This window comes from Enterococcus sp. 4G2_DIV0659 (genome assembly GCF_002140715.2).
Taxonomy (GTDB): domain Bacteria; phylum Bacillota; class Bacilli; order Lactobacillales; family Enterococcaceae; genus Enterococcus_L; species Enterococcus_L mansonii.
Window position 1 is genome coordinate 3363168 of sequence record NZ_NGLE02000001.1, and the last position, 22779, is coordinate 3385946.

The 22779-nt window shown below is 34.5% G+C and carries 20 protein-coding genes; 13 read left to right on the forward strand and 7 right to left on the reverse strand.

The annotated features are described in order from the left end of the window. The first annotated feature begins 2 nt into the window (after positions 1-2). Entirely contained in the window at positions 3-2426 is a 2424-nt protein-coding gene (gene pheT / locus A5880_RS15750) for a phenylalanine--tRNA ligase subunit beta (protein ID WP_086330000.1), read from the forward strand. A 55-nt stretch (positions 2427-2481) separates the two neighbouring features. Here the strand turns inward: pheT and A5880_RS15755 are convergent, their stop codons facing one another. Genes A5880_RS15755 through A5880_RS15770 form a run of 4 tightly spaced genes read right to left on the reverse strand, consistent with a single transcriptional unit; the run spans position 2482 to position 5493 of the window. Continuing rightward, positions 2482-3138 carry an amino acid ABC transporter permease gene (locus tag A5880_RS15755; protein ID WP_086330001.1) on the reverse strand — a complete coding sequence of 219 codons (657 nt, stop codon included), beginning with the start codon at positions 3136-3138 and terminating at the stop codon, positions 2482-2484. 12 nt (positions 3139-3150) lie between these two features. Continuing rightward, a complete protein-coding gene (locus A5880_RS15760) occupies positions 3151-3849 on the reverse strand; it encodes an amino acid ABC transporter permease (RefSeq protein ID WP_086330002.1) in 699 nt (232 codons plus the stop codon). A 51-nt stretch (positions 3850-3900) separates the two neighbouring features. Continuing rightward, positions 3901-4722, reverse strand: a complete 822-nt coding sequence (locus tag A5880_RS15765) for a transporter substrate-binding domain-containing protein (protein WP_086330003.1) — start codon at positions 4720-4722, stop codon at positions 3901-3903. Between the two features lie 42 nt (positions 4723-4764). Beyond that, entirely contained in the window at positions 4765-5493 is a 729-nt protein-coding gene (locus A5880_RS15770) for an amino acid ABC transporter ATP-binding protein (RefSeq protein ID WP_086330004.1), read from the reverse strand. A gap of 459 nt (positions 5494-5952) precedes the next feature. Between A5880_RS15770 and racE the strand changes: the two genes are divergently transcribed. The 9 genes from racE (at position 5953) to A5880_RS15815 (ending at position 14766) form a co-directional block, all read left to right on the forward strand. Further along, entirely contained in the window at positions 5953-6780 is an 828-nt protein-coding gene (gene racE, locus A5880_RS15775) for a glutamate racemase (RefSeq protein WP_306298346.1), read from the forward strand. Then, positions 6773-8122 carry a ribonuclease PH gene (rph, locus tag A5880_RS15780; protein WP_086330005.1) on the forward strand — a complete coding sequence of 450 codons (1350 nt, stop codon included), beginning with the start codon at positions 6773-6775 and terminating at the stop codon, positions 8120-8122. The genes racE and rph overlap by 8 nt, the downstream gene beginning before the upstream one ends. A 10-nt stretch (positions 8123-8132) precedes the next feature. Then, the gene (locus A5880_RS15785) at positions 8133-8648 is read left to right on the forward strand and encodes a metallophosphoesterase (protein ID WP_086330006.1); all 516 of its coding nucleotides are present in this window, start codon (positions 8133-8135) and stop codon (positions 8646-8648) included. Positions 8649-8975: 327 nt separating this feature from the next. Next, positions 8976-9473 carry a cyclic-di-AMP-binding protein CbpB gene (gene cbpB / locus A5880_RS15790; RefSeq protein ID WP_086330007.1) on the forward strand — a complete coding sequence of 166 codons (498 nt, stop codon included), beginning with the start codon at positions 8976-8978 and terminating at the stop codon, positions 9471-9473. A gap of 51 nt (positions 9474-9524) precedes the next feature. Next, the gene (gene dapD / locus A5880_RS15795; RefSeq protein WP_086330008.1) at positions 9525-10226 is read left to right on the forward strand and encodes a 2,3,4,5-tetrahydropyridine-2,6-dicarboxylate N-acetyltransferase; all 702 of its coding nucleotides are present in this window, start codon (positions 9525-9527) and stop codon (positions 10224-10226) included. Positions 10227-10469: 243 nt separating this feature from the next. After that, on the forward strand, positions 10470-11621 hold the full coding sequence (locus A5880_RS15800) for an efflux RND transporter periplasmic adaptor subunit (protein WP_086330009.1): 1152 nt from the start codon (positions 10470-10472) through the stop codon (positions 11619-11621). Further along, positions 11614-12294, forward strand: a complete 681-nt coding sequence (locus A5880_RS15805; RefSeq protein ID WP_086330010.1) for an ABC transporter ATP-binding protein — start codon at positions 11614-11616, stop codon at positions 12292-12294. The genes A5880_RS15800 and A5880_RS15805 overlap by 8 nt, the downstream gene beginning before the upstream one ends. Further along, positions 12291-13496 carry an ABC transporter permease gene (locus A5880_RS15810; RefSeq protein WP_086330011.1) on the forward strand — a complete coding sequence of 402 codons (1206 nt, stop codon included), beginning with the start codon at positions 12291-12293 and terminating at the stop codon, positions 13494-13496. The genes A5880_RS15805 and A5880_RS15810 overlap by 4 nt, the downstream gene beginning before the upstream one ends. 142 nt (positions 13497-13638) lie before the next feature. After that, positions 13639-14766 carry an N-acetyldiaminopimelate deacetylase gene (locus A5880_RS15815; RefSeq protein ID WP_086330012.1) on the forward strand — a complete coding sequence of 376 codons (1128 nt, stop codon included), beginning with the start codon at positions 13639-13641 and terminating at the stop codon, positions 14764-14766. 46 nt (positions 14767-14812) lie between these two features. Here A5880_RS15815 and A5880_RS15820 read toward each other — a convergent pair whose 3' ends face one another. Then, positions 14813-15745 (reverse strand): mechanosensitive ion channel family protein, encoded by a 933-nt coding sequence (locus A5880_RS15820; RefSeq protein ID WP_086330324.1) that lies wholly within the window; start codon positions 15743-15745, stop codon positions 14813-14815. A gap of 166 nt (positions 15746-15911) precedes the next feature. Here A5880_RS15820 and A5880_RS15825 point away from each other — a divergent pair, with 166 nt between their 5' ends. Both A5880_RS15825 and A5880_RS15830 read left to right on the forward strand, forming a co-directional pair. Continuing rightward, complete coding sequence (locus tag A5880_RS15825) at positions 15912-16928, forward strand: branched-chain amino acid aminotransferase (RefSeq protein WP_086330013.1); 1017 nt, start codon at positions 15912-15914, stop codon at positions 16926-16928. Between the two features lie 246 nt (positions 16929-17174). Beyond that, positions 17175-19544: a hypothetical protein gene (locus A5880_RS15830; RefSeq protein ID WP_336577240.1), complete on the forward strand. Its 2370-nt coding sequence runs from the start codon at positions 17175-17177 to the stop codon at positions 19542-19544. Positions 19545-19861: 317 nt separating this feature from the next. On the opposite strand, the gene A5880_RS15835 is transcribed toward A5880_RS15830, so the two are convergent. Then, complete coding sequence (locus A5880_RS15835) at positions 19862-20752, reverse strand: PLP-dependent aminotransferase family protein (protein ID WP_336577241.1); 891 nt, start codon at positions 20750-20752, stop codon at positions 19862-19864. A 25-nt stretch (positions 20753-20777) separates the two neighbouring features. Further along, positions 20778-21713, reverse strand: a complete 936-nt coding sequence (locus tag A5880_RS15840; protein ID WP_179190372.1) for a tyrosine-type recombinase/integrase — start codon at positions 21711-21713, stop codon at positions 20778-20780. Positions 21714-21888: 175 nt separating this feature from the next. Here A5880_RS15840 and A5880_RS15845 point away from each other — a divergent pair, with 175 nt between their 5' ends. Beyond that, a complete protein-coding gene (locus A5880_RS15845) occupies positions 21889-22713 on the forward strand; it encodes an aldo/keto reductase (protein WP_086330016.1) in 825 nt (274 codons plus the stop codon). Positions 22714-22779 lie beyond the last annotated feature (66 nt).

Consider the following 22779-nt stretch of genomic DNA (forward strand, 5'->3'; position numbering starts at 1 on the left):
CGATGTTAGTTTCTTATAAATGGTTAAGTGAATATTTAGACCTATCTAAAATTTCCGCAAAAGAATTATCTGATCAAATGTCTTTGACAGGTATTGAAGTTGAAGGTGTTGAAGTACCGCAAGAAGGGTTGAAAAAAATAGTAGTTGGAGAAGTGAAGGAATGCATTCCCCATCCAAATTCAGATCATCTATCGATTTGCCAAGTAGATATTGGTGAAGAAGAACTATCACAAATCGTATGCGGTGCGCCCAATGTGAAAGTCGGTATCAAAGTTATCGTTGCGCTGCCAGGTTCTAGGATCGCTGGGAATCAGAAAATCAAAAAAGGGAAAATGAGAGGCGAAGTCTCAAATGGTATGATTTGTTCTTTGCAAGAATTAGGATATTCAGATAATGTGATTCCTAAAGCTTATTCAGAGGGGATTTATTATATGCCTCAAGAGGCAGTCAATGGTACAGATGTCTTTTCTTATTTAGATATGGATGACCAAATCATTGAGTTGTCAATCACGCCTAATCGAGCGGATGCATTGAGTATGCGTGGCGTTGCCTATGAAGTAGGTGCTATCTATCGTCAAACACCTCACTTCAATGATCAACCATTAAAAGAAGATTCCAGTGAGACAGCTACAGAGTATATATCTGTAGAAGTAGAGGATGAAAAAGATGTTCCGGCTTATCAAATCAGAATCATCAAGGATGTAAAAATTGCGGAAAGTCCTTTGTGGCTGCAAACCCGTTTGATGAATGAAGGGATTCGTCCAATCAATAATGTTGTTGACGTAACAAATTACATTCTTTTGTTATTTGGACAGCCTTTGCATGCATTTGATTATGACAAATTAGATAGCAAAAATATTTTAGTAAGACGTGGAAAATCAGGAGAAGAGCTTGTTACCTTAGATGGTGAGTCGCGCAAGCTGTCTGATGAAAATATTGTTATCACAAACGGCAGCGTTCCGGTTGCTTTAGCTGGCGTAATGGGTGGAGCAAATTCAGAAATCACAGACGGAACAACAACGGTTGCTTTAGAGTCTGCTTTATTTGATTCGTTAGCTGTGCGTAAAGCATCAAAAGAGTTTAACTTACGCAGTGAGTCTTCTAGCCGTTTTGAAAAAGGCATTAATCATGCAACAGTCGGTGAAGCAAGCGATGTGGCCGCGGCAATGATTGCGAATTTAGCTGGAGGAACAGTGGTATCAGGAAAAAGTATCGGTTCTGAATTAACGATTGAGGATGTTAAAGTGAGTGTAACAATTTCTCGGATTAATGATTATTTAGGAACTGAATTAGATCAAGCCACTGTTAGCGAAATTTTTGAATCATTAGGCTTTAGTTTTACATTGGAACAAGAAAAATATAATGTGACAATTCCTCCAAGACGTTGGGATATTACAATTGAAGCAGATTTAATTGAGGAAGTTGCGCGGATTTATGGCTATGATAATTTACCGTCTACTTTGCCTAAAGGGGAAACGGTTGCGGGGAGTTTAACAAGTGGTCAATTATTGGTTCGTAAAATCAAAAATGTATTAGAAGGTTGCGGAGCAAGTGAAGCAATCAGCTATGCACTGACTACAGAAGAAAAATCTCGTCAATTCATGATGAAAGAAAGCCAAACAACACGCTTGCAGTGGCCGATGAGCGAAGAACGTTCTGTTTTAAGAATGAACTTAATTTCAGGGTTGTTAGATGATGTGTCATACAATGTTGCTCGTAAAAATTCAACGGTTGCTCTTTACGAAATTGGTCGCGTATTTTACCAAGAAAATGATCCTCAAAAAGAACTTCCTCGTGAGGAAAACCATTTAGGTATTGCTTTATCTGGAAATCAAGCGATTAAGGACTGGCAAACGAAAGAAGAACCTGTAGATTTCTATACGCTTAAAGGAATATTGAACGTTTTATTTGAAGCTGTAGGTATTGAAGCGAAAATTTCGTACGAAGCAACGAAGGAAAACAAAGAACTACATCCAGGAAGAACTGCTTTGGTAAAATTGAATGAAACAGTGATCGGTTTTATTGGTCAAGTCCATCCAACCGTTGCTAAAGAATACGAAGTTCCAGAAACTTATGTAGCTGAATTAAATCTACAAGCAATCATAGAAGCTGAAAATGATGCTTTAGTCTATCAACAAATTTCAAAATTCCCAGCCATTTCAAGAGATATCGCTTTACTGGTTGACGAATCTGTAACGAATCAAACGTTAGTAGAAACGATCTCCAAGAATGCTGGAAAATTCTTGCAATCTATTCATTTATTTGATGTCTATCAAGGCGAGAATATTGCTGAAGGGAAAAAATCGATGGGGTATAGTCTAACTTTTGTAAATGCTGAAGCTACATTAGTTGATGAAGAAATCAACCAATCATTAGAAAAAGTAGAAAAAGCCTTGGTCGAACAATTTGATGTAACAATTAGATAATATGAAAAACCACCTGCCTTCAATAAAGAGTGTAGGTGGTTTTTTTGAATACTACTTAGACCCAGTTTCTAGACAGCCATCTTGAAAACTGAGAAATGGAAAAATTGATGACAAAATACATGAATGCGACTAAACCATAAATCATAAAAACTTGTTCAGTTTGTGCATAACGCCCCATTAAAATATAGGATTTTCCGAAAAGTTCTTGCAAGGCAATAACAGAGTATAAAAAACTAGTGTCTTTAATTACTGTCACAAACTGAGACACAATTGCTGGTAAGACATTTCGAATCGCTTGAGGCAAAACAATATACCAAAGAATTTGAAATTGACTAAACCCTTGGGAGCGAGCAGCTTCTTTTTGTCCGTTATCGACACCGTTTAAACCACCACGTATAATTTCAGCTAAGGCAGCGGTTGTAAAAACAGTAAAACTTACAATACCTGCGGGCGTCGATTTGATTTTGAAAATCAAGAAAATAACATAAATCCATAATAGATTCGGGATGTTACGAACAATTTCGATGTAGACGCTAGCCAAAAATTTGAATGGGCCCTTTTTTTGATTACGCAATACAGCGAGTATCGTACCAAAAATCGTGCTTAAAATAATAGATACAAAAGAAATATACAGAGTAAGCTTCAAGCCATCAAATAAAAAGCGCAAATTATTATTGGTCAAAAGTTGACTCATTTGTTCTGGAAATGACATGTTTGCATCCTCCTATCGACTATAAGCTTTCTTATTATTTTCTTCTAATTTCCGAGCGAAGTTAGCTAGCGGGAAGCATAAAATAAAGTACAAAAATCCCGCTACAGCAAAAGCTGGAATATAATTTAAATTAATGGAAGACCAACTATTTGCAGTAAACATAATATCCGCACCGGAAATGATTGCAACAGTCGATGTGTTTTTAATCAAGTTAACAATTTGATTCGTCAACGGAGGCAACATGATTCGCCATGCTTGGGGCAAGACGATGTAACGCATCGTTTTACCGTAAGAAAAGCCTTGAGAATATGCCGCTTCAAATTGCCCTTTAGGAACAGCTCCGATACCAGAACGTACGACTTCTGAAATATATGCCCCGTGATAAAGACCGACACATAAAATTGCTATAGTAGTAGTTGAGAAGGTCAACAGTGGACTAACCAAAGGAAATCCATAATAAACGACAATAAACTGGATCAATAAAGGCGTGTTCTGGAAAAATTCGACGTAAATTCGGCTGACTATGTTTAACAGTTTATTTTTAATAGCTGATAAACTACCGAAGAATACACCTAATAACATGGCAACGAGCAGCGAACCGACGGCTAATAGAATAGTATAGAAGAAAGCATCGCTGAAAAGTTTCCAATCTTTAAACAGCGCTTCCCATCGATAAAACGCAAAAGGGCTTGTATTTGCTATAATAAACATCTAAATTCCTCCCAAACTCTATCTAACAAAGCTATTTAGAATCGAGATATGTCAATCTAGATTCCAAGTTTTGTAAATTTTTTCTAAGGTGCCGTCTTTTTGCCAATCCTCGATTTTTTTATCCAAGTAGTCATTTAATTCGGTATTCGCTTTTTTTGTAGCGATGCCATACTCTTGGGGGGAAAAGCCGTCTTTTAAAATTTCTGTACGATCATCAACGTAGCCAGTTAAAATAGATTTGTCGACAGAAAAAGCATCGATTCTTTTTGAAGTTAAAGCTGTTTTTAGTTCAGGGTAAGAGCCGAGTTCTTGGTATTTAAAGCTAATGCCTAGCTCTTTTGCTTGTTTTTCAATCGCTTCTTTTGTTGTTGCTGATTGGATCACACCAATTGTTTTACCATCTAAGCTAGCAGTATCTGTAAATTTATCAGCTTTTCTTACTAAAAAGCCAACTTCGTCTTTATAATAAGGTGTGGTGAAATGGTATGTCTCTTTTCGTTCATCCGTGATTGTAAAGGTAGCGATTACCATATCTAATTCACCATTATCCAATAGCGGGCCACGTGTTTTAGCCGTTACGCCAACAAATTCTACATTATCCTCACTGCCAGTTAATTCTTTTGCAATTAATCTTGCGATATCAGGTTCCATTCCTTCATTTTTTTTCGTGTCAGGGTTCATATAGCCAAAGTTTGGGACATCTTCTTTAACGCCGACTTTAATGACTCCAGCCTTTTTTATTTTTTGAATATCAGTTGTGCCCTTGCTTTGAGAATTTGTAGAATCTTTATCAGTTGACTCGCCGCATCCAACGATTAATCCAAGTAACAAAACAAGTGAGAATAGGCTTAATAGTTTTTTCGTCTTTTTCATTTAAAATTCCTCCTCATAGTAATTATTGTGATTGAAATTAAGTTAATTATGGATAATTTTACTCAAAAACTCTTTTGCTCGTTCATTTTGTGTGCTGGTGAAAAAGTGTTCTGGCGTGCCTGTTTCGATGATTTGTCCATCATCCATAAAAATAACTTTATCAGCAACTTGTCGTGCGAAGCCCATTTCATGTGTGACGCAAATCATTGTAATATTTTGCTTAGATAAATCGATCATGACATCCAAAACTTCCTGGATCATTTCTGGATCAAGGGCAGAAGTCGGCTCATCAAAAAGGATGATTTCTGGATGCATATTTAGCGCTCTAGCAATGGCAACTCGTTGTTGTTGCCCACCTGAAAGTTGGGCAGGGTAGGCATGGGCTTTGTCGGCTAAACCGACGCGTTCTAAATACTCCATTCCAGTCTTCGTCGCCTCTTCTTTACTGATTCCTTTGACCTTGATTGGCGCCAAAGTAAGATTTTGGATAATGTTTTTATGAGCATATAAGTTAAAACTTTGGAAAACCATAGCGACTTTTTGGCGTACTTTTTGAACAGGCGCTTTAGCTTCAGTAATATCAATTCCATCTATAAAAATATGTCCATCACTGACCTTTTCTAAACGATTGATACAACGGATTAAGGTACTTTTTCCTGAGCCAGAAGGACCGATGATAACGATTTTTTCGCCTTCGTTGACGTGTAAAGAAACATCTTTCAAGACGTGATGGTCGCCAAAAAACTTATTTACATGTTCTAATAAAATCATTGTTATTCTCCTTTATGTATAGATTTATCACATCTACTTGGTGACTTTTTGTGTGCGAACAAATAAGGTGAGTGGATATAAAAAGAAAAAATATGCTCTTTTTATAAAAATGAGAATAAAATAAGAATAGCGCAACTAATGTTTCTCTTATTATAAACATGGATTATATAATGATATTGATTGTTGGTTAACTTCTCGTTTATAATAAAATAGCTATTTTGTTTTTAATCTTTATGTCACGATTCTATTCTTTTGTTAATGTTAGAAATTATAACATAAGGTAAATTGGATTACTAGTTTTTTTTATTACTAAGAGTAAGAAAGAGAGGAAAACAAGCAATCAAATAAAAAAATACTGCCTAAATAATGTTATAATAGAAGGAAAGTGATGAATAAAACTTGAAAAAAAACACTAAAAAGTAGAGAATAAGAGTGTTGGAAAAATACTGTAAAGGTTTGATTGACTTGAGTAACCATGAAGCAATAGGATTTATAGATTCCGGAGTCGGTGGACTTACGGTTGTAAAAGAAGCATTACGTCAGCTACCGAATGAACGGTTGATTTATCTTGGTGACACAGCGAGATGTCCATATGGTCCCAGACCAGCAGAACAAGTTGTTCAGTTCACTTGGGAAATGACTAATTTTCTTTTGAAGAAAAACATAAAAATGTTAGTGATTGCTTGTAACACAGCAACCGCGGTAGCATTAGAAGAGATTAAAGAGCAGTTAAATATTCCAGTTGTAGGTGTAATTTTGCCTGGAACTAGAGCGGCACTAAAAGCAACGAAAAAAAATCGTATTGGTGTTATTGGCACAGCAGGTACGATCAAAAGTAATGCTTACGAGAAGGCGTTAAAAAGTAAAGCACCTAATACGTTTACGACTAGTTTGGCGTGTCCAAAATTTGTTCCCATCGTTGAAAGTAATGAATTTTACTCGTCAGTGGCTAAAAAGATCGTTTCAGAAACACTAGCACCTTTGCAAATAAAAGAATTAGATACATTAATTTTAGGGTGTACCCATTATCCATTGTTACGTCCGTTAATACAAAATGTGATGGGCAATCAAGTGAAATTGATTGATTCTGGTGCTGAAACGGTAAGCGAAGTCAGCATGTTATTGGATTATTTTGATATTGCGAATACGCCTCTACATGACAATGAGCAACATGAATTTTTTACCACAGGATCAGCTAAAATGTTTAAAGCTATCGCTGATGATTGGTTGAATTTAGAAACAATCGAAATAGAACATATTAGATTAGGAGAAGTGAAGCATGATTAGACATGATGGCAGGCAAGCAAAAGAATTAAGAAAAATCAAAATAGAAACAAATGTCTACAAACACCCAGAAGGCTCAGTGGTCATTTCTTTTGGCGATACTACAGTGATTTGCTCAGCAACCGTGGAAGAAAAAGTGCCACCATTTTTAAGAGGCGCAGGAACAGGTTGGGTAACAGCTGAATATAGTATGTTGCCAAGAGCAACCAACACACGGAATATTCGTGAAAGCGCTAAAGGAAAACTAACGGGTAGGACCATGGAAATTCAACGGTTGATTGGTCGATCGTTAAGAGCGGTTATTGATTTAGAAAAATTGGGAGAAAGAAGTATCATTGTTGATTGTGATGTTGTTCAAGCGGATGGTGGTACTCGAACAGCAAGTATAACTGGTGCTTTTGTTGCAATGAAATTGGCAGTAGACAAGATGCTTCAAAAAGGAGAATTGACTGAAAATCCGATCAAAGAATACTTAGCAGCTGTAAGTGCTGGTATTTTAAGTGACGGAAATTGTGTACTTGATTTGGATTATGTAGAAGATTCAGCAGCAGCTGTTGATATGAATTTAGTAATGACTGAGTCTGGCAAATTTGTGGAGCTTCAAGGAACTGGAGAAGAAGCAACATTTTCAGGTGATGAGTTAAATGCCTTACTATTTTATGGAAAGACCGGTATTGAACATTTGATTGCTTATCAAAAAGGGGCGTTCATAGAATCTAGCCTTGAAGAAAATAGGGTTTCAGATGAGAAAACAATTGTGATTGCGACAAGAAATCCCGGAAAAGCGAAAGAATTCTCAAAACTATTTGGTGAAAAAGGCTATCAGGTAAAAACATTGCTGGATTATCCTGAATTGCCAGATGTTCAAGAAACAGGAAAAACATTTGAAGAAAATGCCCGGCTAAAAGCAGAAACGATTGCTATGCTTTTAAAGCAACCTGTATTAGCCGATGATTCAGGACTGATTGTTGATGCATTGGATGGCATGCCAGGAATTTTTTCTGCTCGTTTTGCAGGTGAACCTACAAATAATGCGGCAAATAATGCAAAATTACTCCATGAATTAACAGGAGTACCAAAAGAAAAGCGGACGGCTAGATTTCATTGTACCCTTGTTTTTGCAGCGCCGAACAAGGAAAGCTTAGTTGTAGAAGCGGATTGGTCAGGTGAAATAGGCACAATCCCAAGAGGAGATAACGGATTTGGTTATGACCCGCTCTTTTTTATACCAGAGGAACAAAAAACAGCTGCTGAACTTTCTGATGAGCGTAAAAATAAAATCAGCCATAGAGGAAAAGCCGTTGTAAAATTAAAAAATCAATGGGAAGATTGGTTGAACAATTAGGAGGCTTTGCATGAGATATTTAGTAGTAAGTGATAATCATGGAGATCGTGACGTTTTAGTTGACTTAGCTCAAACCTATCAAGGAAAAGTAGACAGAATGTTTCATTGCGGCGATTCAGAGTTAGAGCCCAATGATGTATTGTGGACTGATTTTATTGTTGTAGGGGGAAATTGTGATTATGATCCAAAATTTCCAGATACAGCTGTAGAAATAGCTGGAGATGATACAATTTTTATGACTCATGGACATCTTGCAAATGTTCGTTTTGGTTTAACAAATCTAGCTTTACAAGCAGAATCTGCAAATGCTAATATTGCTTTATTTGGTCATACACATGAAATTGGTTGTGAGGTGCAAGAGCATGTTCTTTATCTAAATCCGGGAAGTATCAGTCAACCAAGAGGGGCAATCCAATTAAAATCATATGCGATTATTGAAAGTACATCGGATACATTTGAGATTCAGTATTACGGACGCGATCATAAACCATTTAAGGAATTGCATTTTATTTTCAATAAAAAATAGTTTGGAAAGAGGTTGAGATAAAAGTCGATTAGGTTCGAGCAATTGGAGTAAAAATCGAACAATACGCTTCTTGTATTGCTCGATTTTTACTCCAATTGCCGAAGAACCTGACTTTTGTCCACCGTTTATTAGGAATTAGAGTGTGAAACAAAACTGATCTTTAGTTTTGTCACGCACCCTTTTCAATGAATTCATCAAGTGAAAAACCTTACGTTTAAATCTTAATTTTTTTTAACAATTATGAAAAAAGTTTGAATTTGAAGACATTTGCATCCGTTTTCGGTACAATAATAGCTGTGGCAAAGAAAATGAAATGGAGGCACTCCAATGATTGGAACTGCTGTTAAAGAATTACTATTAGAAAAACAAGAAACTTTTTTGATACCTGCAGAAAATGTAGCGAATGTGATGTGTTTAAACCCCTTAAGCCATGCTTTGTTGGTATTGTCTCAAGTAAAATATTCAAAAATACCCGTTCTAGATAAAGGCGATCGGTTTGTAGGATTGATCAGCTTATCAGACGTTGTCGATAAAATGTTTGATATTACCTCTGTTGATTTTGACAAGCTAAAAGATTTTACTGTAGCAGATGTGATGGAAGTTAATGTCCCGGTCATTGGTGAAAAATGGGAATTAGAAGATGTATTACATTTATTAGTTGATGCAGCATTTCTACCAGTCGTGGATGATAATCAATGTTTTAAAGGGATTATTACCCGTAAAGAATTATTAAAAGCAATCAACCATATGGCGCATGAAATAGAACGAAAGAATGTCATTCTACCAAAATCTGATGAAGAAGCTAGAGAAATGAAAGCAATTTGATTTTTGAAGAGCGAAGAAGGTAAATGTTAGATAAGTGAAGGGAGCTATTCAATGGACGCATATGAAATTATCAATTATATTGGGAACGCTGAGAAAAAAACACCAGTAAAGGTGACACTGAAAGGGAAATTAAAAGAAGTGACCTTTCCCGATGAGATTCAAGCATTTACCAATTGCAAAACAGGAACATTATTTGGGGAATGGAAGGTCGTCAAAGCTTTTCTAGATGAGTACGAAGAAAAAATCGAGGATTATGTTGTTGAAAATGATGCGCGTAATTCTGCGATTCCAATGCTTGATATCAAAGAAGTTAATGCTCGCATCGAACCTGGGGCAATTATCCGAGACCAAGTTGAAATTGGCAATAATGCAGTTATCATGATGGGGGCTGTGATTAATATTGGAGCAGTCATTGGTGATGGAACGATGATTGATATGGGCGCAATTCTTGGTGGTCGCGCAACGGTCGGCAAAAATTGTCATATCGGTGCGGGAACAGTGCTTGCAGGTGTCATCGAGCCTCCTAGTGCAGAACCAGTTATCATCGAAGATAATGTGCTGATTGGTGCTAACGCTGTAGTACTTGAAGGAATTCGAGTTGGTGAAGGAGCAGTTGTTGCAGCAGGAGCAATTGTTGTTGACGATGTCGCACCAAACACAGTAGTCGCTGGTGTGCCTGCTAGAAAAATCAAAGATATAGATGAAAAAACAAAAGGCAAGACCAATATGATGGAAGAATTGCGCAAGTTGTAAGTGATTCGTAAAAAAGTGATGTATCATCACCTTTTAATCTATTAGTTTATTACGTAGTCTTATCTAATAGTTCTAGGGAACTAACTCAAAGAGTTTGTTCCCTAGAACTATTTTTTGTGTACATCAAAAATACACTGTATACAACTTTCAATTGTGTAAGTTGACTGTTAGCCAATTCAATTTTCTGTAAGATTGTTTCCGCTTATAATCTATCCTATAGAGAAACTAGGAGGAACACAAATTATGAAAAGTAAAAAATTTAAATTGATTATCGGTGGTATTGTACTAGGAGTATTAGGAGGAAGCTATTTCTTGTTTTTTCCTTCTTCAGACAATATGGAACCAGCATATAATGTTTTTACGTTAAATCAGCTAGATCCACTTCTGTTAAAAGGAGAAGTGAAGGCAACACAAACACAAGATGTTTTTTATGATCAAACATTGGGAAGCATTGCTGATATTCCAGTTAAACACGAACAAGAGGTTAAAAATGGGGATGTTTTACTGAATTATCAAAATAGTGAGGCGCAAAATAGAGCGGACCAACAACAGCGCGCAGTGAATAAAAGTAGCATATCCGCTCAGCAAGCTGCACAAAATTTAAGCAGAGCACAAGTAAGATACAATGAATCGCAAGCAAAATTAGACCAAAATACTGCCGAATATAATAGAGAAGCTGATCCAGAGAAAAAAGAAGAGTTGAAAGGAAAAGTTGAACAGCAAAAATCAGAAGTGACGACATTTAACAATGAAGTTATACAAGCTCAACAAGCACTTGAGTTAGCAAATACAGAAGTAAATGATGAAGCAGCTTCATTAGAATCGGAACAAGGAAAAGTTACATCAACGGTGAATGCGACAATTGATGGGATTGCAATGGTCAATGAAGCAGGTAAAAAATCGCTAGAAACACCACTAATACAAGTATTAAGTAAGGCAAAACAAATCAAAGGAACTGTAACAGAATATGATTTTAATAAACTGTCAATCGGTCAAGAAGTTAGTGTTACTTCAATTGGATCGAGTGAAACGACTCAAGGAAAAATCAGTGCTATTAATCAATTGCCAAAAACAAAAAATAATAGCGATGCGGAAATCCCTACCTATGAATTTATTGTGGATGGAGATTTCACTTGGGCGTATGGTTCTTCTGTCCAAGTCTCTTTAAACCAATCACAACTGTTTTTACCTGAAAAATCTATCGTTTCTAAAGATGATAAGACGTTTGTCTACACGTATAAAAACGGTCGAGCATCAAAAACGGAAGTGAAAGTAGTGGATCAACAAGGAACAAAAAAAGTTGAGTCCGGTGTATCAAAAGGAACCAAAATTATTAGTAATCCTGACGAATCCTTAAAAGATAAGGCAGAAGTGCAGGTGGTTGAAAATGATTAAATTAGAGCAAATTAATAAATATTACACATTAGCAGAGGAACGTTTACATGTTTTAAAAAACATCAATTTTGAGATTAAAGAAAAAGAGTTTGTCGCAGTAATGGGACCATCTGGATCTGGGAAATCAACGTTGATTAACTTAATTGGTTTTATTGATAAAAAATTTGAAGGAACATATTTATTTGAAGGAAAAAAAATTACGGACTTTTCGGATAAAGAACTTTCAATGATTAGAAATAAATCGGTAGGATTTGTCTTTCAAAATTTTAGCTTGATTGAGAACAATACGGTATTTGAAAATATCGAATTACCTTTGTTATACAATGGTTCTGCTTATACAGATACAAAAAAAAGAGTGCAGGAGGTTTTGGAAAAAGTTGGGTTAGGAGATAAAGGGAATAAATATCCTAAACAACTTTCAGGTGGACAGCAACAGCGTATTGCTATTGCTCGAGCGATTGTTAATTCTCCAAGATTTATCATTGCAGATGAACCAACAGGAGCACTGGATTCCAAAACATCAGACGATATTATGAAGTTGTTTCAAGATTTAAATAAAGAAGAGGGTGTAACAATTATTTTAGTTACACATAACCCTGAAATGGTTCATTATTGCGATCGTTTAATTCGAGTAAAAGATGGCGAAATTGTAGAAGAGGAGTTGGTTCAATGAAGAATTTCGTTATTGGGAAGACAGCATTAAAATCAATTCTTAAAAATAAAAAGCGCAGTTTCCTAACGATGTTTGGTATTATTATTGGTATTGCGTCAGTGATCACAATTGTATCGATTGGGAATGGATTTAAGCGAGATATGATCAATAAAATGTCAATGACGAACACGAATGAAAACGTGACAAACATTACTTTTAACTATTTTGATGTATCAAATGCATTTACTGAAAATGAAGTATTTAAAAAGAGTGATCTTGATTTAATTAAAAATATCAAAGGAATAAACAAAGTAGATTTTTATAAGCCAAAGCAAAAACAAACAGAGCGTCAAATAGAAATATACATCCGTGGTAAGAAATTGACGAAAAAAATAGAACGTGTGGAGCAAACAACCGTGGAGCTTTTAGCTGGTCGTCAAATTCAACCCAAAGATAATGACACGTTAAATAAAGTCGTTGTACTTGATGAAGTATTAGCACAAAAATTGTTTGGCGATGCTGAAAAAGCTATTGGAAAAGGTTTTGAAGTGGGGAAAGAGATCTTTACGATTGTAGGAGTAAAAGCCAGCGAAAGCGGCACATTATCGATGGACAACCAATCACCACTCGCTTACTTTCCTGTAAAGAGCTATGACCATTATTTCCATAAACCAGAAAGTCAATCAATTTTAAACTTGGAAGTTATTCCTGGTGAAGATAAGGAAAAAGTCACCGCAGACGTTTTGAAACAACTGAATTTTAATGGTAGTTTGAGAAATACTGGTGAATATGAACAATATAATCCAAAATCAGATATTGATCAGATGGGCAGTATTTTAGATAACTTAACCTTATTTATTTCAGCAGTTGCGGGTATTTCATTGTTTATTGCAGGAGTTGGTGTGATGAATATGATGTATATCTCTGTCTCTGAACGAACAAAAGAAATTGGTGTTCGTCGTGCTTTAGGCGCAACAGAAATAGATATCAAAAAACAATTTTTAGCAGAAGGATTAACACTAACGCTGCTTGGAGGATTGATTGGCTATTTGTTAGGGATGTTGCTAGGATTGCTTGCTTCGATCTTTTTACCTTTCGCAGTCCGACCAGATTTATTTACGATTGCGTTAGCTGTGGGAATTTCTATTTTAATTGGTGTTGTATTTAGTTACATGCCAGCTTCTGCAGCATCTAAAAAAGATTTAATTGATATTTTAAAATAAGAAAAAAATGCAGTTTACTTCATAAGCATTGGAGAGGCTGCATTTTTCTTTTTGACTCAGTCATCAAAAATAATGCTATACATGCTCTGTCAAACAGTGTACAATTTTTTCTATAAAGAACGAGAAGGGGAGTGCGGATAAAGTGATTCAAGATAAATTAATCGACATTCGTAGAGAACTACATAAAATTCCTGAGATTGGATTAGAAGAGGTAAAAACGCAAAAAAAGTTAATAGAAATTATTGCTTCCATAGATAAAAGTTACCTTGAAGTAAAAACTTGGAAAACAGGAATACTGGTTTTCGTCCATGGCTCAGCACCTGACAAAACAATTGGTTGGCGTGCGGATATTGATGGTCTGCCTATAACAGAAGAAGTGGTTTCAGATTTTCAATCAACACATATTGGTTTTATGCATGCGTGCGGTCACGATTTTCATATGACAATCGGTTTGGGATTATTGGAACAATTATCATTTAAACAGCCGAAAAATAATTACTTATTTCTTTTTCAGCCAGCAGAAGAAAACGAAGCTGGTGGGATGTTAATGTATGAAGACAACGCATTTGGCTCTTGGTTACCAGATGAATTTTATGGATTGCATGTGAATCCGGACTTGCCGGTTGGTACGATAGCTACTAGAGTTGGAACGTTGTTTGCGGCGACCTGTGAAGTGCAAATTACCCTGAAAGGAAAAGGTGGACATGCAGCGTTTCCTCATGCTTCTAATGATATGATTGTAGCAGGTATGAGTCTTGTACAACAGGCGCAAACGATTGTTAGTCGCAATGTAAATCCAGTTGAAGGAGCTGTGGTGACTTTTGGCACGTTTCACGCAGGCACAGCGACAAATGTTATCGCAGGAGTTGCTACACTTTCCGGAACGATTCGTACGTTGACAGAAGAGATGAATCAATTAACCCAACAGCGGATCAAAGAAATTGGTGCAGGGATTGCTAAATCGTTTAATTGTGAAGTTGATGTTTTTCTGGATCAAAAAGGCTATGTTCCAGTAATTAATAATAAAGAAACAACAGAAAACTTTATGTCATTTATGGAGCACGAGGAAAGTGTTGTGTTCAAAGAAGCAGAAGTTGCTATGACAGGTGAAGATTTCGGTTACTTACTTTCTAAAGTTCCAGGAACAATGTTTTGGTTAGGTGTAGATAGTCCATTTGGGTTACATTCAGCAAAATTTGACCCCAATGAAGAAGCAATTACCTTTGGTGTAGAGCATATTAGTAGGTTTTTACAATCATTAGACAAATAAAAAAATGGATCAAACGGTTGATACAATAACCATTTGATCCATTTTTTTATTTTAATGTAATTGGTGTATTTGGAATAGTGAAATTAGCAGCGGATAGTTTTTTTACGTACTGAGCTATAAATACTTCTCGGATAGATGCTTGATTACCATTTAGCACATACATGGTTGTCCGAATAGCAAAGTTGCCGTTTCCAAGATCGACCATTCCGAAAATAGTTGGACCTGTTTGAATAACGTCTGAATATTTTTCTTTTAATTCCTGATTTACTTGATCGATAATCGTTGCAATCTGGTCATATCCTTCATCTGGCATAATCCGAACATCGATTAATACTTGCATATTTGAGCGGGAAAGGTTGCTTATTGTCGTAATATTTCGATTCGGAATAAAATGAACAGTTCCATCCAGTGCTTTCATTTGTGTCGTTCTAAGACCCACGGCAGTGACGGTTCCTTCTATACCTAGTGTTGTTAATCGGATATAATCGCCAACATCCATTTGTTGTTCTAAAATGATAAAAAAACCAGTAATAATATCGTTCATAAAACCTTGTGCCCCTAAACCAATGGCTACCCCAGCTATACCCGCTCCGGCAAGTAATGAACCGACTGGGACACCTAAAACGGTTAATAAAGAATAGATGAAGAAAAAGAAGAGCGTATATTGAAATGCATTTACGATTAGAGTGTGTAATGTCTTTAAACGACTTTCACTTAACGCTTGCTTTTTACTATAATTACCATAGGTTCGATCGATGATACTTTTTCCGATTTTATTCAGAATGACAAATAGTAGAATCAAAAATATAAGATAGAGTGCTTTTTCAATTATTGTTGCAATAATTTGATCCCAATTAATTCCATTCCAAAAACGCTGTAAGGCATTTACTTTTTTTTCTGTTACCGTTTTTATATCAATCGCAGAATCTAGTGTGCTTTCTGCTGTTACATGAGAGGTTGATTGTCCTAAAAAAAACATGATCATTCCAACTTTCTTTCATCTGTTTTATGGATAGAGGGAAATAACTTTGTTGATTCCTTTAACATTATACTTGAATTTGAAAAAAAATGTCATTAGTTCTGTAAAAAGATTAACAAATTAATGAAAAATGTGTTACAATATTCTGAAAATAAGGAGTGATTATATGACTTTGGATTGGGATAATTTAGGTTTCGATTATATAAAAACCCCATTTCGCTATATTTCTATGTGGAAAGATGGCAAGTGGGACGACGGTAAATTAACAGAAGATAATACATTGCATCTGCATGAAGGTTCAGCTGCGCTTCATTATGGGCAGCAATGTTTTGAAGGATTGAAAGCATATCGATGTAAAGATGGCTCGATTAATTTGTTTCGAGTAGATGAGAATTCTAAGCGAATGAATCGAAGTGCTAAGCGTTTGTTAATGGCAGAAGTTCCAGAAGAAAAATTTATTCGCGCTGTTGAAGAAGTTGTGAAAGCAAACGAAGCTTTTGTGCCACCATATGGCAGTGGCGGAACATTATATATTCGTCCGTTACTAATTGGTGTGGGTGCAGGAATTGGCGTACACCCAGCACCAGAGTATCTATTCACTGTATTTTGTATGCCTGTTGGTGCCTATTTTAAAGGTGGTTTAACGCCGACAAACTTTATCGTATCTGACTATGATCGAGCAGCACCGCAAGGAACTGGAGCAATTAAAGTGGGAGGCAACTATGCAGCAAGTTTACTTCCAGGAGAGGAAGCAAAAGAGAAAAATTTCTCGGACTGTATTTATTTAGATCCTGCTACTCATACAAAAATTGAGGAAGTAGGTTCGGCTAATTTCTTTGGTATTACAAAAGATAATCGATTTGTAACCCCGTTATCTCCATCGATTTTGCCAAGTATTACTAAATATTCATTACTGTACTTAGCTGAGCATCATTTAGGGATGGAAGCGGTAGAAGAGGATGTATATTTGGATTCTTTAGATGAGTTTACAGAAGCGGGGGCGTGTGGCACAGCGGCTGTGATTTCACCGATTGGCGGATTTCAGACTTACGATAAGTTTCATGTGTTTTATAGTGAAACAGAGGTTGGACCAGTTACGCAGAAACTTTATGATGAATTGACTGGCATTCAATTTGGTGATTTATCAGCGCCAGATGGTTGGATTAGGAATATACGGGTTTAAAAGATGTAATATTTTAAACTATGGAAGAAAATGACGAAAAGTTTCGTTGTTTTCTTTTTTTGGTTAAAAATTGGATTACGGATGATGGTATTGTTGGTTGGAATGGATATAAGTAGGGTTTAATATTTCTATATAAATAAAAAATAGATAATATTGATAATTATTTTTTATTATAGTTATATATTGAAGACTTATGTGATACAATAATATACAAATAACTATAAATTATTTGGAGGTTTTTGAAACTTGTTTGAGCAGCTTATAAACCATTTTGATGAAAATTTAATTAGGAAAATTGAAGGAATAGCTGCCTTAATTAGTATTATATCTATATTTATTTCGGTATACTATTTTATACAAAAAAATATAAAGAAGAGAAAAGTTTTTACTAACTCGGATAAGCCGGAAATTAAATATTTTACTGATAGGGAAGAAATAACTAAGGAAATATTTGAAAACATTGAAAAGTCTAGTAAAGGGGAGTTGTTTTCTATATATGGGCCAGCTGGTATTGGAAAAAGCGAACTTATGAAACTAATAAATTTAGTATTTAATTCACCAAAATATTTTGTAGATTCTGAAACTAGAAATTTCTTGCAAGGTTATTTACCTGATCAATTTGTACGGAAAAAATCTCAGTCATATATATTCAATTGTAAAGATCAAAAAATAAAAACGGTTTTTTCCAGTATTATTAATAGCCTAAATTTAGACATTGATAATGATGCTAATATGGGGAATTTTGAGATCATATCGTCAAAAATATACAAAAAAACTAAACGGTGTGACCACATAATTTTTATATTTGAAAACATTGAAAATAATTATTTAGCTAGTGACTTATTTGATTTTTTCAAAATATTAAATTTGTATTCAAAAAAAAATAAATATATATTTTTCATAGTTTATTCTAGCTTATTCTCACCTGATAATAGGAACAGTAGTATCCTAAAGAGGATCAAAGAATTTAAAATAGAAAATACTAAAGAGTTTATTAAAAAACATAATCTGAATAATTTATCTGAATCGGAAATTAATGAAATTCACAAAGTTACTAATGGAAATTTGGAATTACTAAACATTGTAACTAAAATTGTAAAGATGGCTGGAAAAGAAGAGTTAAAGGTGATTACCCGTTTTTCAGATTTAGACAAATATTTTGTAGATTACTTAAATGAGGATATCGAAGCATGGAATGTGTTCAAAGCATATCTATCATTATCCCTTTCTCAACCATTAATAGTTCCTTCTCAGATTAGTATATTAGTTGAGGACGGAATAGATGTAGGAAAAAATATGAGAAAACTAGCTTGTGCTGGATTTTTAACTAAGGTAAAAAATACGAACTCAATGTATAGTATTTCAAAAGTAGTACGCTCAATTATGTACAATTCTGAATCTGCGGATATCATTCAAAATCAAGCTCAGCTATTAAAATATAATAAAAATGATAAACTTAATTTAGAAGAAAGATTTGTTTTACATGCATTATTTTCAGTAGAACATAACCATGTAGTATTGGAGACACTACAGAAAAAACAGAGAGAGAAGGATTATTCAATTGCTTTAGAGATTTATGAAATTCTAGATACAGGTTCTTGTTTCTCGGAACATTTAATACGAACTTGTAAAGATTTTAATCAGATTTTATTCTGTATTTTAGAGGCGCTAATTGGTGCTGGAAACTATACACAGGCATCAAATTTAATAGATGATGATAGGTATAATCAATATTTTATTAATCGTAATATGTACATTAACGAGAGTAATCTAAATTTACAATTTCTTAATGCTAACTTAGCACACCTAAAAAATGATTATAACTCAGCTTTGGATATTTATTCGCAAATGCTAAACTCAGAGGTTGTACAAAAAAATATATACTATAAAGCAAAAGTAACTTGGGGAATCGCACATGTTCATCGTCATATTGGGAACTTTGTACAAGCGATTGAATGGTATAATCAGGCTATAAAAATTTGTAAATCATATGAATATAAAACTCTTGATATTCTAATTAAATGTTTAAATGAATGCAATAGTATATATGTATATATGAACGAATTACCACCATTTTCTGCACAATATTTGAAGAAAATTGTGCAGAAAAATTCTAACAAATTTAAAAATAAAGTTGCTGAGTTATCAACGAATAAGTATGAAGCAATCATGCTTGGAAAAGATAACGATTTTGATACTGCTATCAGTTTAATTGAATCAACTTTAAATATTTATGAACAAACGTTTGAAAGATTGCGTTTTAATTTGTACTTTGAAAAAGGAGAACTTTTAAGGCGTAAGAAAAAATTTGAGTCTGCCGTTCAATTTTTTGAAAAAAGTTTTGATTCTTCAGAACATAATGGAGATAAAAATATAAAATTATATTCTCTTTTAGGTATTTTATTGGCGGAATTACAAGCAAGCCAATTTTATTATCATCAAAACAACGATGAACAGTATAAGTCACTACAAAAATGTTATGACTTATGTCATTATGATGACTCCAACGATATTAGATTTGAATTAGGACTAATTCATGTCAATAAAATCAAAACTCTGTTAGACAAGTCTGATTTGCAAAGTGAATTTTTCAGTGAGATGCTTCCTCTTTTTTAAAAGTGAATAAAATATCATTGGGTATTGTCAACTTTTTAAGTAGTTCTTCGGTATCTTTTGTATGTGACCTTAAAGAATCAATAATATCAGCGATTAAGTTAATTGGATCAATATCCCAATTTAATCTCGCGATTTCTTGGGTTCCTATCCTGATTCCATGATTATTGAACAACTGTTTATTTTTTTATTTAAAGTTACATTATATTTAAAAGCATTAAAATAGATATCATTCATTTCAATTTTATTTGTTCTAATAAAAACTTGATGAGTGAATGTCGGAACGCCATTAATACTAGGAATATCAAAATTTTTCATTCTTAATTCATTGGAAAGTCTCTGGGCATAATCGATTGTTTTTTTTGAGTACGACTCTCCAAAAGCCTCCATCTCAAATAATGCGTATAATAAACTAACAATTTGATGCATTTGCGTATGACGAATGTATAGAGGGCTAATTGTTTTATCAATAAGTTTGGCCCATTCATTGTTTTTGTCATAATTAGTCCGTTTGCAGGACCGGGTAAAGTTTTATGTGTCCCGCCGAATAAGATGCAATTATCTATTTTATTCAGAGGATTATCTAATTGTTTTCCTGCTATAAGACCTAATGTTTGACTAGCATCATATAATAATACAGTATTTGAAGGTAGCTTTAGCTTATCAAAATCGGGTGGATTTATAATATCTGAAGGAGCATATAAGAAAAAGTTGATATCATCTTTTTTTAATACGGAATAGACATTTTCATAATCCATATCAAAATGATTATAGTCATAGGGCATATCAATTATTTGTAATCCTAATCTTTTACAAACAACTTTCATAGACTGGTGTCCTCCGCACTCACTATCAGAAACCATAATTTTATCACCAGCTTTTGTGATAGACATAAGAAGTGATGTGATGCAATTCATTCCTGTAAGTGTTCGAGCATCTGCATAGTTACAATCAAATAATTTTGCACATTGCTTATTGATTAGTCCATAAATTTCAAAAAGAAAGTTACTGCCAATAAAATTATTATCAGTTTCATAGTCTAAGACACCGTTCATGATGTAACGCTCTTGAAAATCACCGTTAAGTGGCAGCTTTACGAAAGGTGAAATAAGATTTTCTGCAGCACATAAAGGTAAAGTTTTCTTTTTGATAATATTAAAACGATCTTCGATATCTTTAAAAGCAGCGTAGCCTTCAATTTTATTTAACATCCAAAAACCTCCAAATAATTTATAGTTATTCGGAGGTTTTTGGATGCAATTTATTCCTCAAATTATACGTATCCAACACTTTAATTTTCTGATTTGTACAGACCGCAGTATAGATTTGAGTGGTTACAATGCTTGAATGACCAAGTAATTCCTGTACTTCTCTAATATCTGCTCCATTTGATAAGAGTTCTGTTGCAAATGTATGACGTAGATGATGAGGAGTAGAAGAAGGAGCAATCTTTGCTAAGTCTCGATATTTTGAATAAATATTTTCTATCCCATAAATCGAAAGCCGTTTGCCATATTTATTTAAGAAGATCGCATCTGATTTTGGTTGATAGAATTTTCTAACCGAAAGATACTCAGCAAGAGCCTTATTGGTTTCAGACGGTGAGACGTAAATTAGCCGTTCTTTATGGTTTTTACCTTTGATCAATAGCAAGCGAGTCGTTGGATGGTAGTCAATGGTGTTTAACCTATGTGCTTCGCCAATCCGGATACCTGTTGCAATTAACAGCTCAATTAATGCAATATCACGAATGAGATTTATCCGTTTTGATGAGGTCAAGTTAGATTTTTGGAGAAAGTACATCTGCTTTAATATTGTATTGATTTGTTCGGGTGTTAAAATTTTGGGGAGTTTTCTTGGAGTGATGTAGTTGTGATTAAAATTGGGTTTTTGGTTTGTAGGGAATTTCATTAAATCTTCGTTTATTAAATAGTTATAGAACATTTTAAAAACAACGATTTTTCTTTTTAACGTGGTAGCTTTTAACGTTTGCTGATATTCGTTGATATACTTGCTTATACCTAGTGTATAAATGTAATTATTTTTTATGCAGTATTGATTTAGGTTACTTAAATCAGAATAATAGGCTTTAAGTGTTTTTGGAGAGATGTTGCTAAATGTCTTTCTTTCTTCAAGATAGCTGTTAATATGTTTTTCAAAATCAATCATCATTATGTTCAACCTTCCTTTTTGTTCAAATAGAATCATTCTTTATGATAAGCGACTCAACGAGAGATTTCTAGGTCTCATAAGAAAAAAAGAAAGGAAGAATAGGCATTGTTATTTTCTGCTTAAAGATTAAAGAGTATAATGAAATAAGAGTCGTGCTTTAGAAAGGATGAAAAATATGTCTGTTGAAAAAACGAAAAAATTATCAAATGGATCAATTATTCCACGGTTGGGTTTAGGTGTCTGGAAAGCCCAAGATGGAGAAGAGGCTATGAATTCAGTCAAATGGGCGTTAGAAGCAGGGTACCGATTGATTGACACTGCTGAAGTTTATAAAAATGAGGTCAGTGTAGGAGAAGGCATTCGAATGTCTGGTGTTCCACGGGAAGAGATTTTTATTACAACAAAATTATGGAATACAGATCAAGGATACGAATCAACGTTAAAGGCTTTTGATGAAAGTCTAAATAAATTAGGTTTAGACTATGTCGACTTATATTTAATCCATTGGCCGGTAAAAGGGAAATATAAAGATTCTTGGCGTGCAATGGAAGAGATTTATCAGAGTGGTCGTGCTAAGGCAATTGGTGTATCTAATTTCCATCAACATCACTTGGAGGATTTATTAAAAGATGCCCAGGTTGTGCCTGTACTTGATCAAATAGAGCTTCATCCAAGGTTGACACAAGAGCCATTACGTGCATTTTTAGCAGAGAATAATATCGCAGTTGAAGCTTGGTCGCCGTTAGGGCAAGGGAATATTTTAGAAGAGCCTATACTGGTTGAGATAGGCAAAAAATACAATAAAACACCTGCTCAAGTTATTATTCGTTGGCATTTACAAAATGATATCATTGTTATTCCAAAATCTGTCCATCAAGAACGAATCAAACAAAATATAGATGTCTTTGATTTTGAATTAACGGATGAAGACATGGAGCAAATTAATCAGTTGAATAAAAATGAACGTTTTGGGTCTAATCCAGAGAAGTTTGATTTTTAATCAGATTTCTAGAGGAATAAAGAAGTTTCTGGCGTATAACGAATTAGGTTATACGCCAGAAACTTC

Excerpts from the sequence above, each read along its gene's own strand:
- pheT (WP_086330000.1), top strand. The coding sequence starts at position 3 with ATGTTAGTTTCTTATAAATGGTTAAGTGAATATTTAGACCTATCTAAA.
- A5880_RS15755 (WP_086330001.1), bottom strand. The coding sequence starts at position 3,138 with ATGTCATTTCCAGAACAAATGAGTCAACTTTTGACCAATAATAATTTG.
- A5880_RS15760 (WP_086330002.1), bottom strand. The coding sequence starts at position 3,849 with ATGTTTATTATAGCAAATACAAGCCCTTTTGCGTTTTATCGATGGGAA.
- A5880_RS15765 (WP_086330003.1), bottom strand. The coding sequence starts at position 4,722 with ATGAAAAAGACGAAAAAACTATTAAGCCTATTCTCACTTGTTTTGTTA.
- A5880_RS15770 (WP_086330004.1), bottom strand. The coding sequence starts at position 5,493 with ATGATTTTATTAGAACATGTAAATAAGTTTTTTGGCGACCATCACGTC.
- rph (WP_086330005.1), top strand. The coding sequence starts at position 6,773 with ATGATTAGACATGATGGCAGGCAAGCAAAAGAATTAAGAAAAATCAAA.
- A5880_RS15785 (WP_086330006.1), top strand. The coding sequence starts at position 8,133 with ATGAGATATTTAGTAGTAAGTGATAATCATGGAGATCGTGACGTTTTA.
- cbpB (WP_086330007.1), top strand. The coding sequence starts at position 8,976 with ATGATTGGAACTGCTGTTAAAGAATTACTATTAGAAAAACAAGAAACT.
- dapD (WP_086330008.1), top strand. The coding sequence starts at position 9,525 with ATGGACGCATATGAAATTATCAATTATATTGGGAACGCTGAGAAAAAA.
- A5880_RS15800 (WP_086330009.1), top strand. The coding sequence starts at position 10,470 with ATGAAAAGTAAAAAATTTAAATTGATTATCGGTGGTATTGTACTAGGA.
- A5880_RS15805 (WP_086330010.1), top strand. The coding sequence starts at position 11,614 with ATGATTAAATTAGAGCAAATTAATAAATATTACACATTAGCAGAGGAA.
- A5880_RS15810 (WP_086330011.1), top strand. The coding sequence starts at position 12,291 with ATGAAGAATTTCGTTATTGGGAAGACAGCATTAAAATCAATTCTTAAA.
- A5880_RS15820 (WP_086330324.1), bottom strand. The coding sequence starts at position 15,745 with ATGTTTTTTTTAGGACAATCAACCTCTCATGTAACAGCAGAAAGCACA.
- A5880_RS15825 (WP_086330013.1), top strand. The coding sequence starts at position 15,912 with ATGACTTTGGATTGGGATAATTTAGGTTTCGATTATATAAAAACCCCA.
- A5880_RS15835 (WP_336577241.1), bottom strand. The coding sequence starts at position 20,752 with ATGTTAAATAAAATTGAAGGCTACGCTGCTTTTAAAGATATCGAAGAT.
- A5880_RS15840 (WP_179190372.1), bottom strand. The coding sequence starts at position 21,713 with ATGATGATTGATTTTGAAAAACATATTAACAGCTATCTTGAAGAAAGA.
- A5880_RS15845 (WP_086330016.1), top strand. The coding sequence starts at position 21,889 with ATGTCTGTTGAAAAAACGAAAAAATTATCAAATGGATCAATTATTCCA.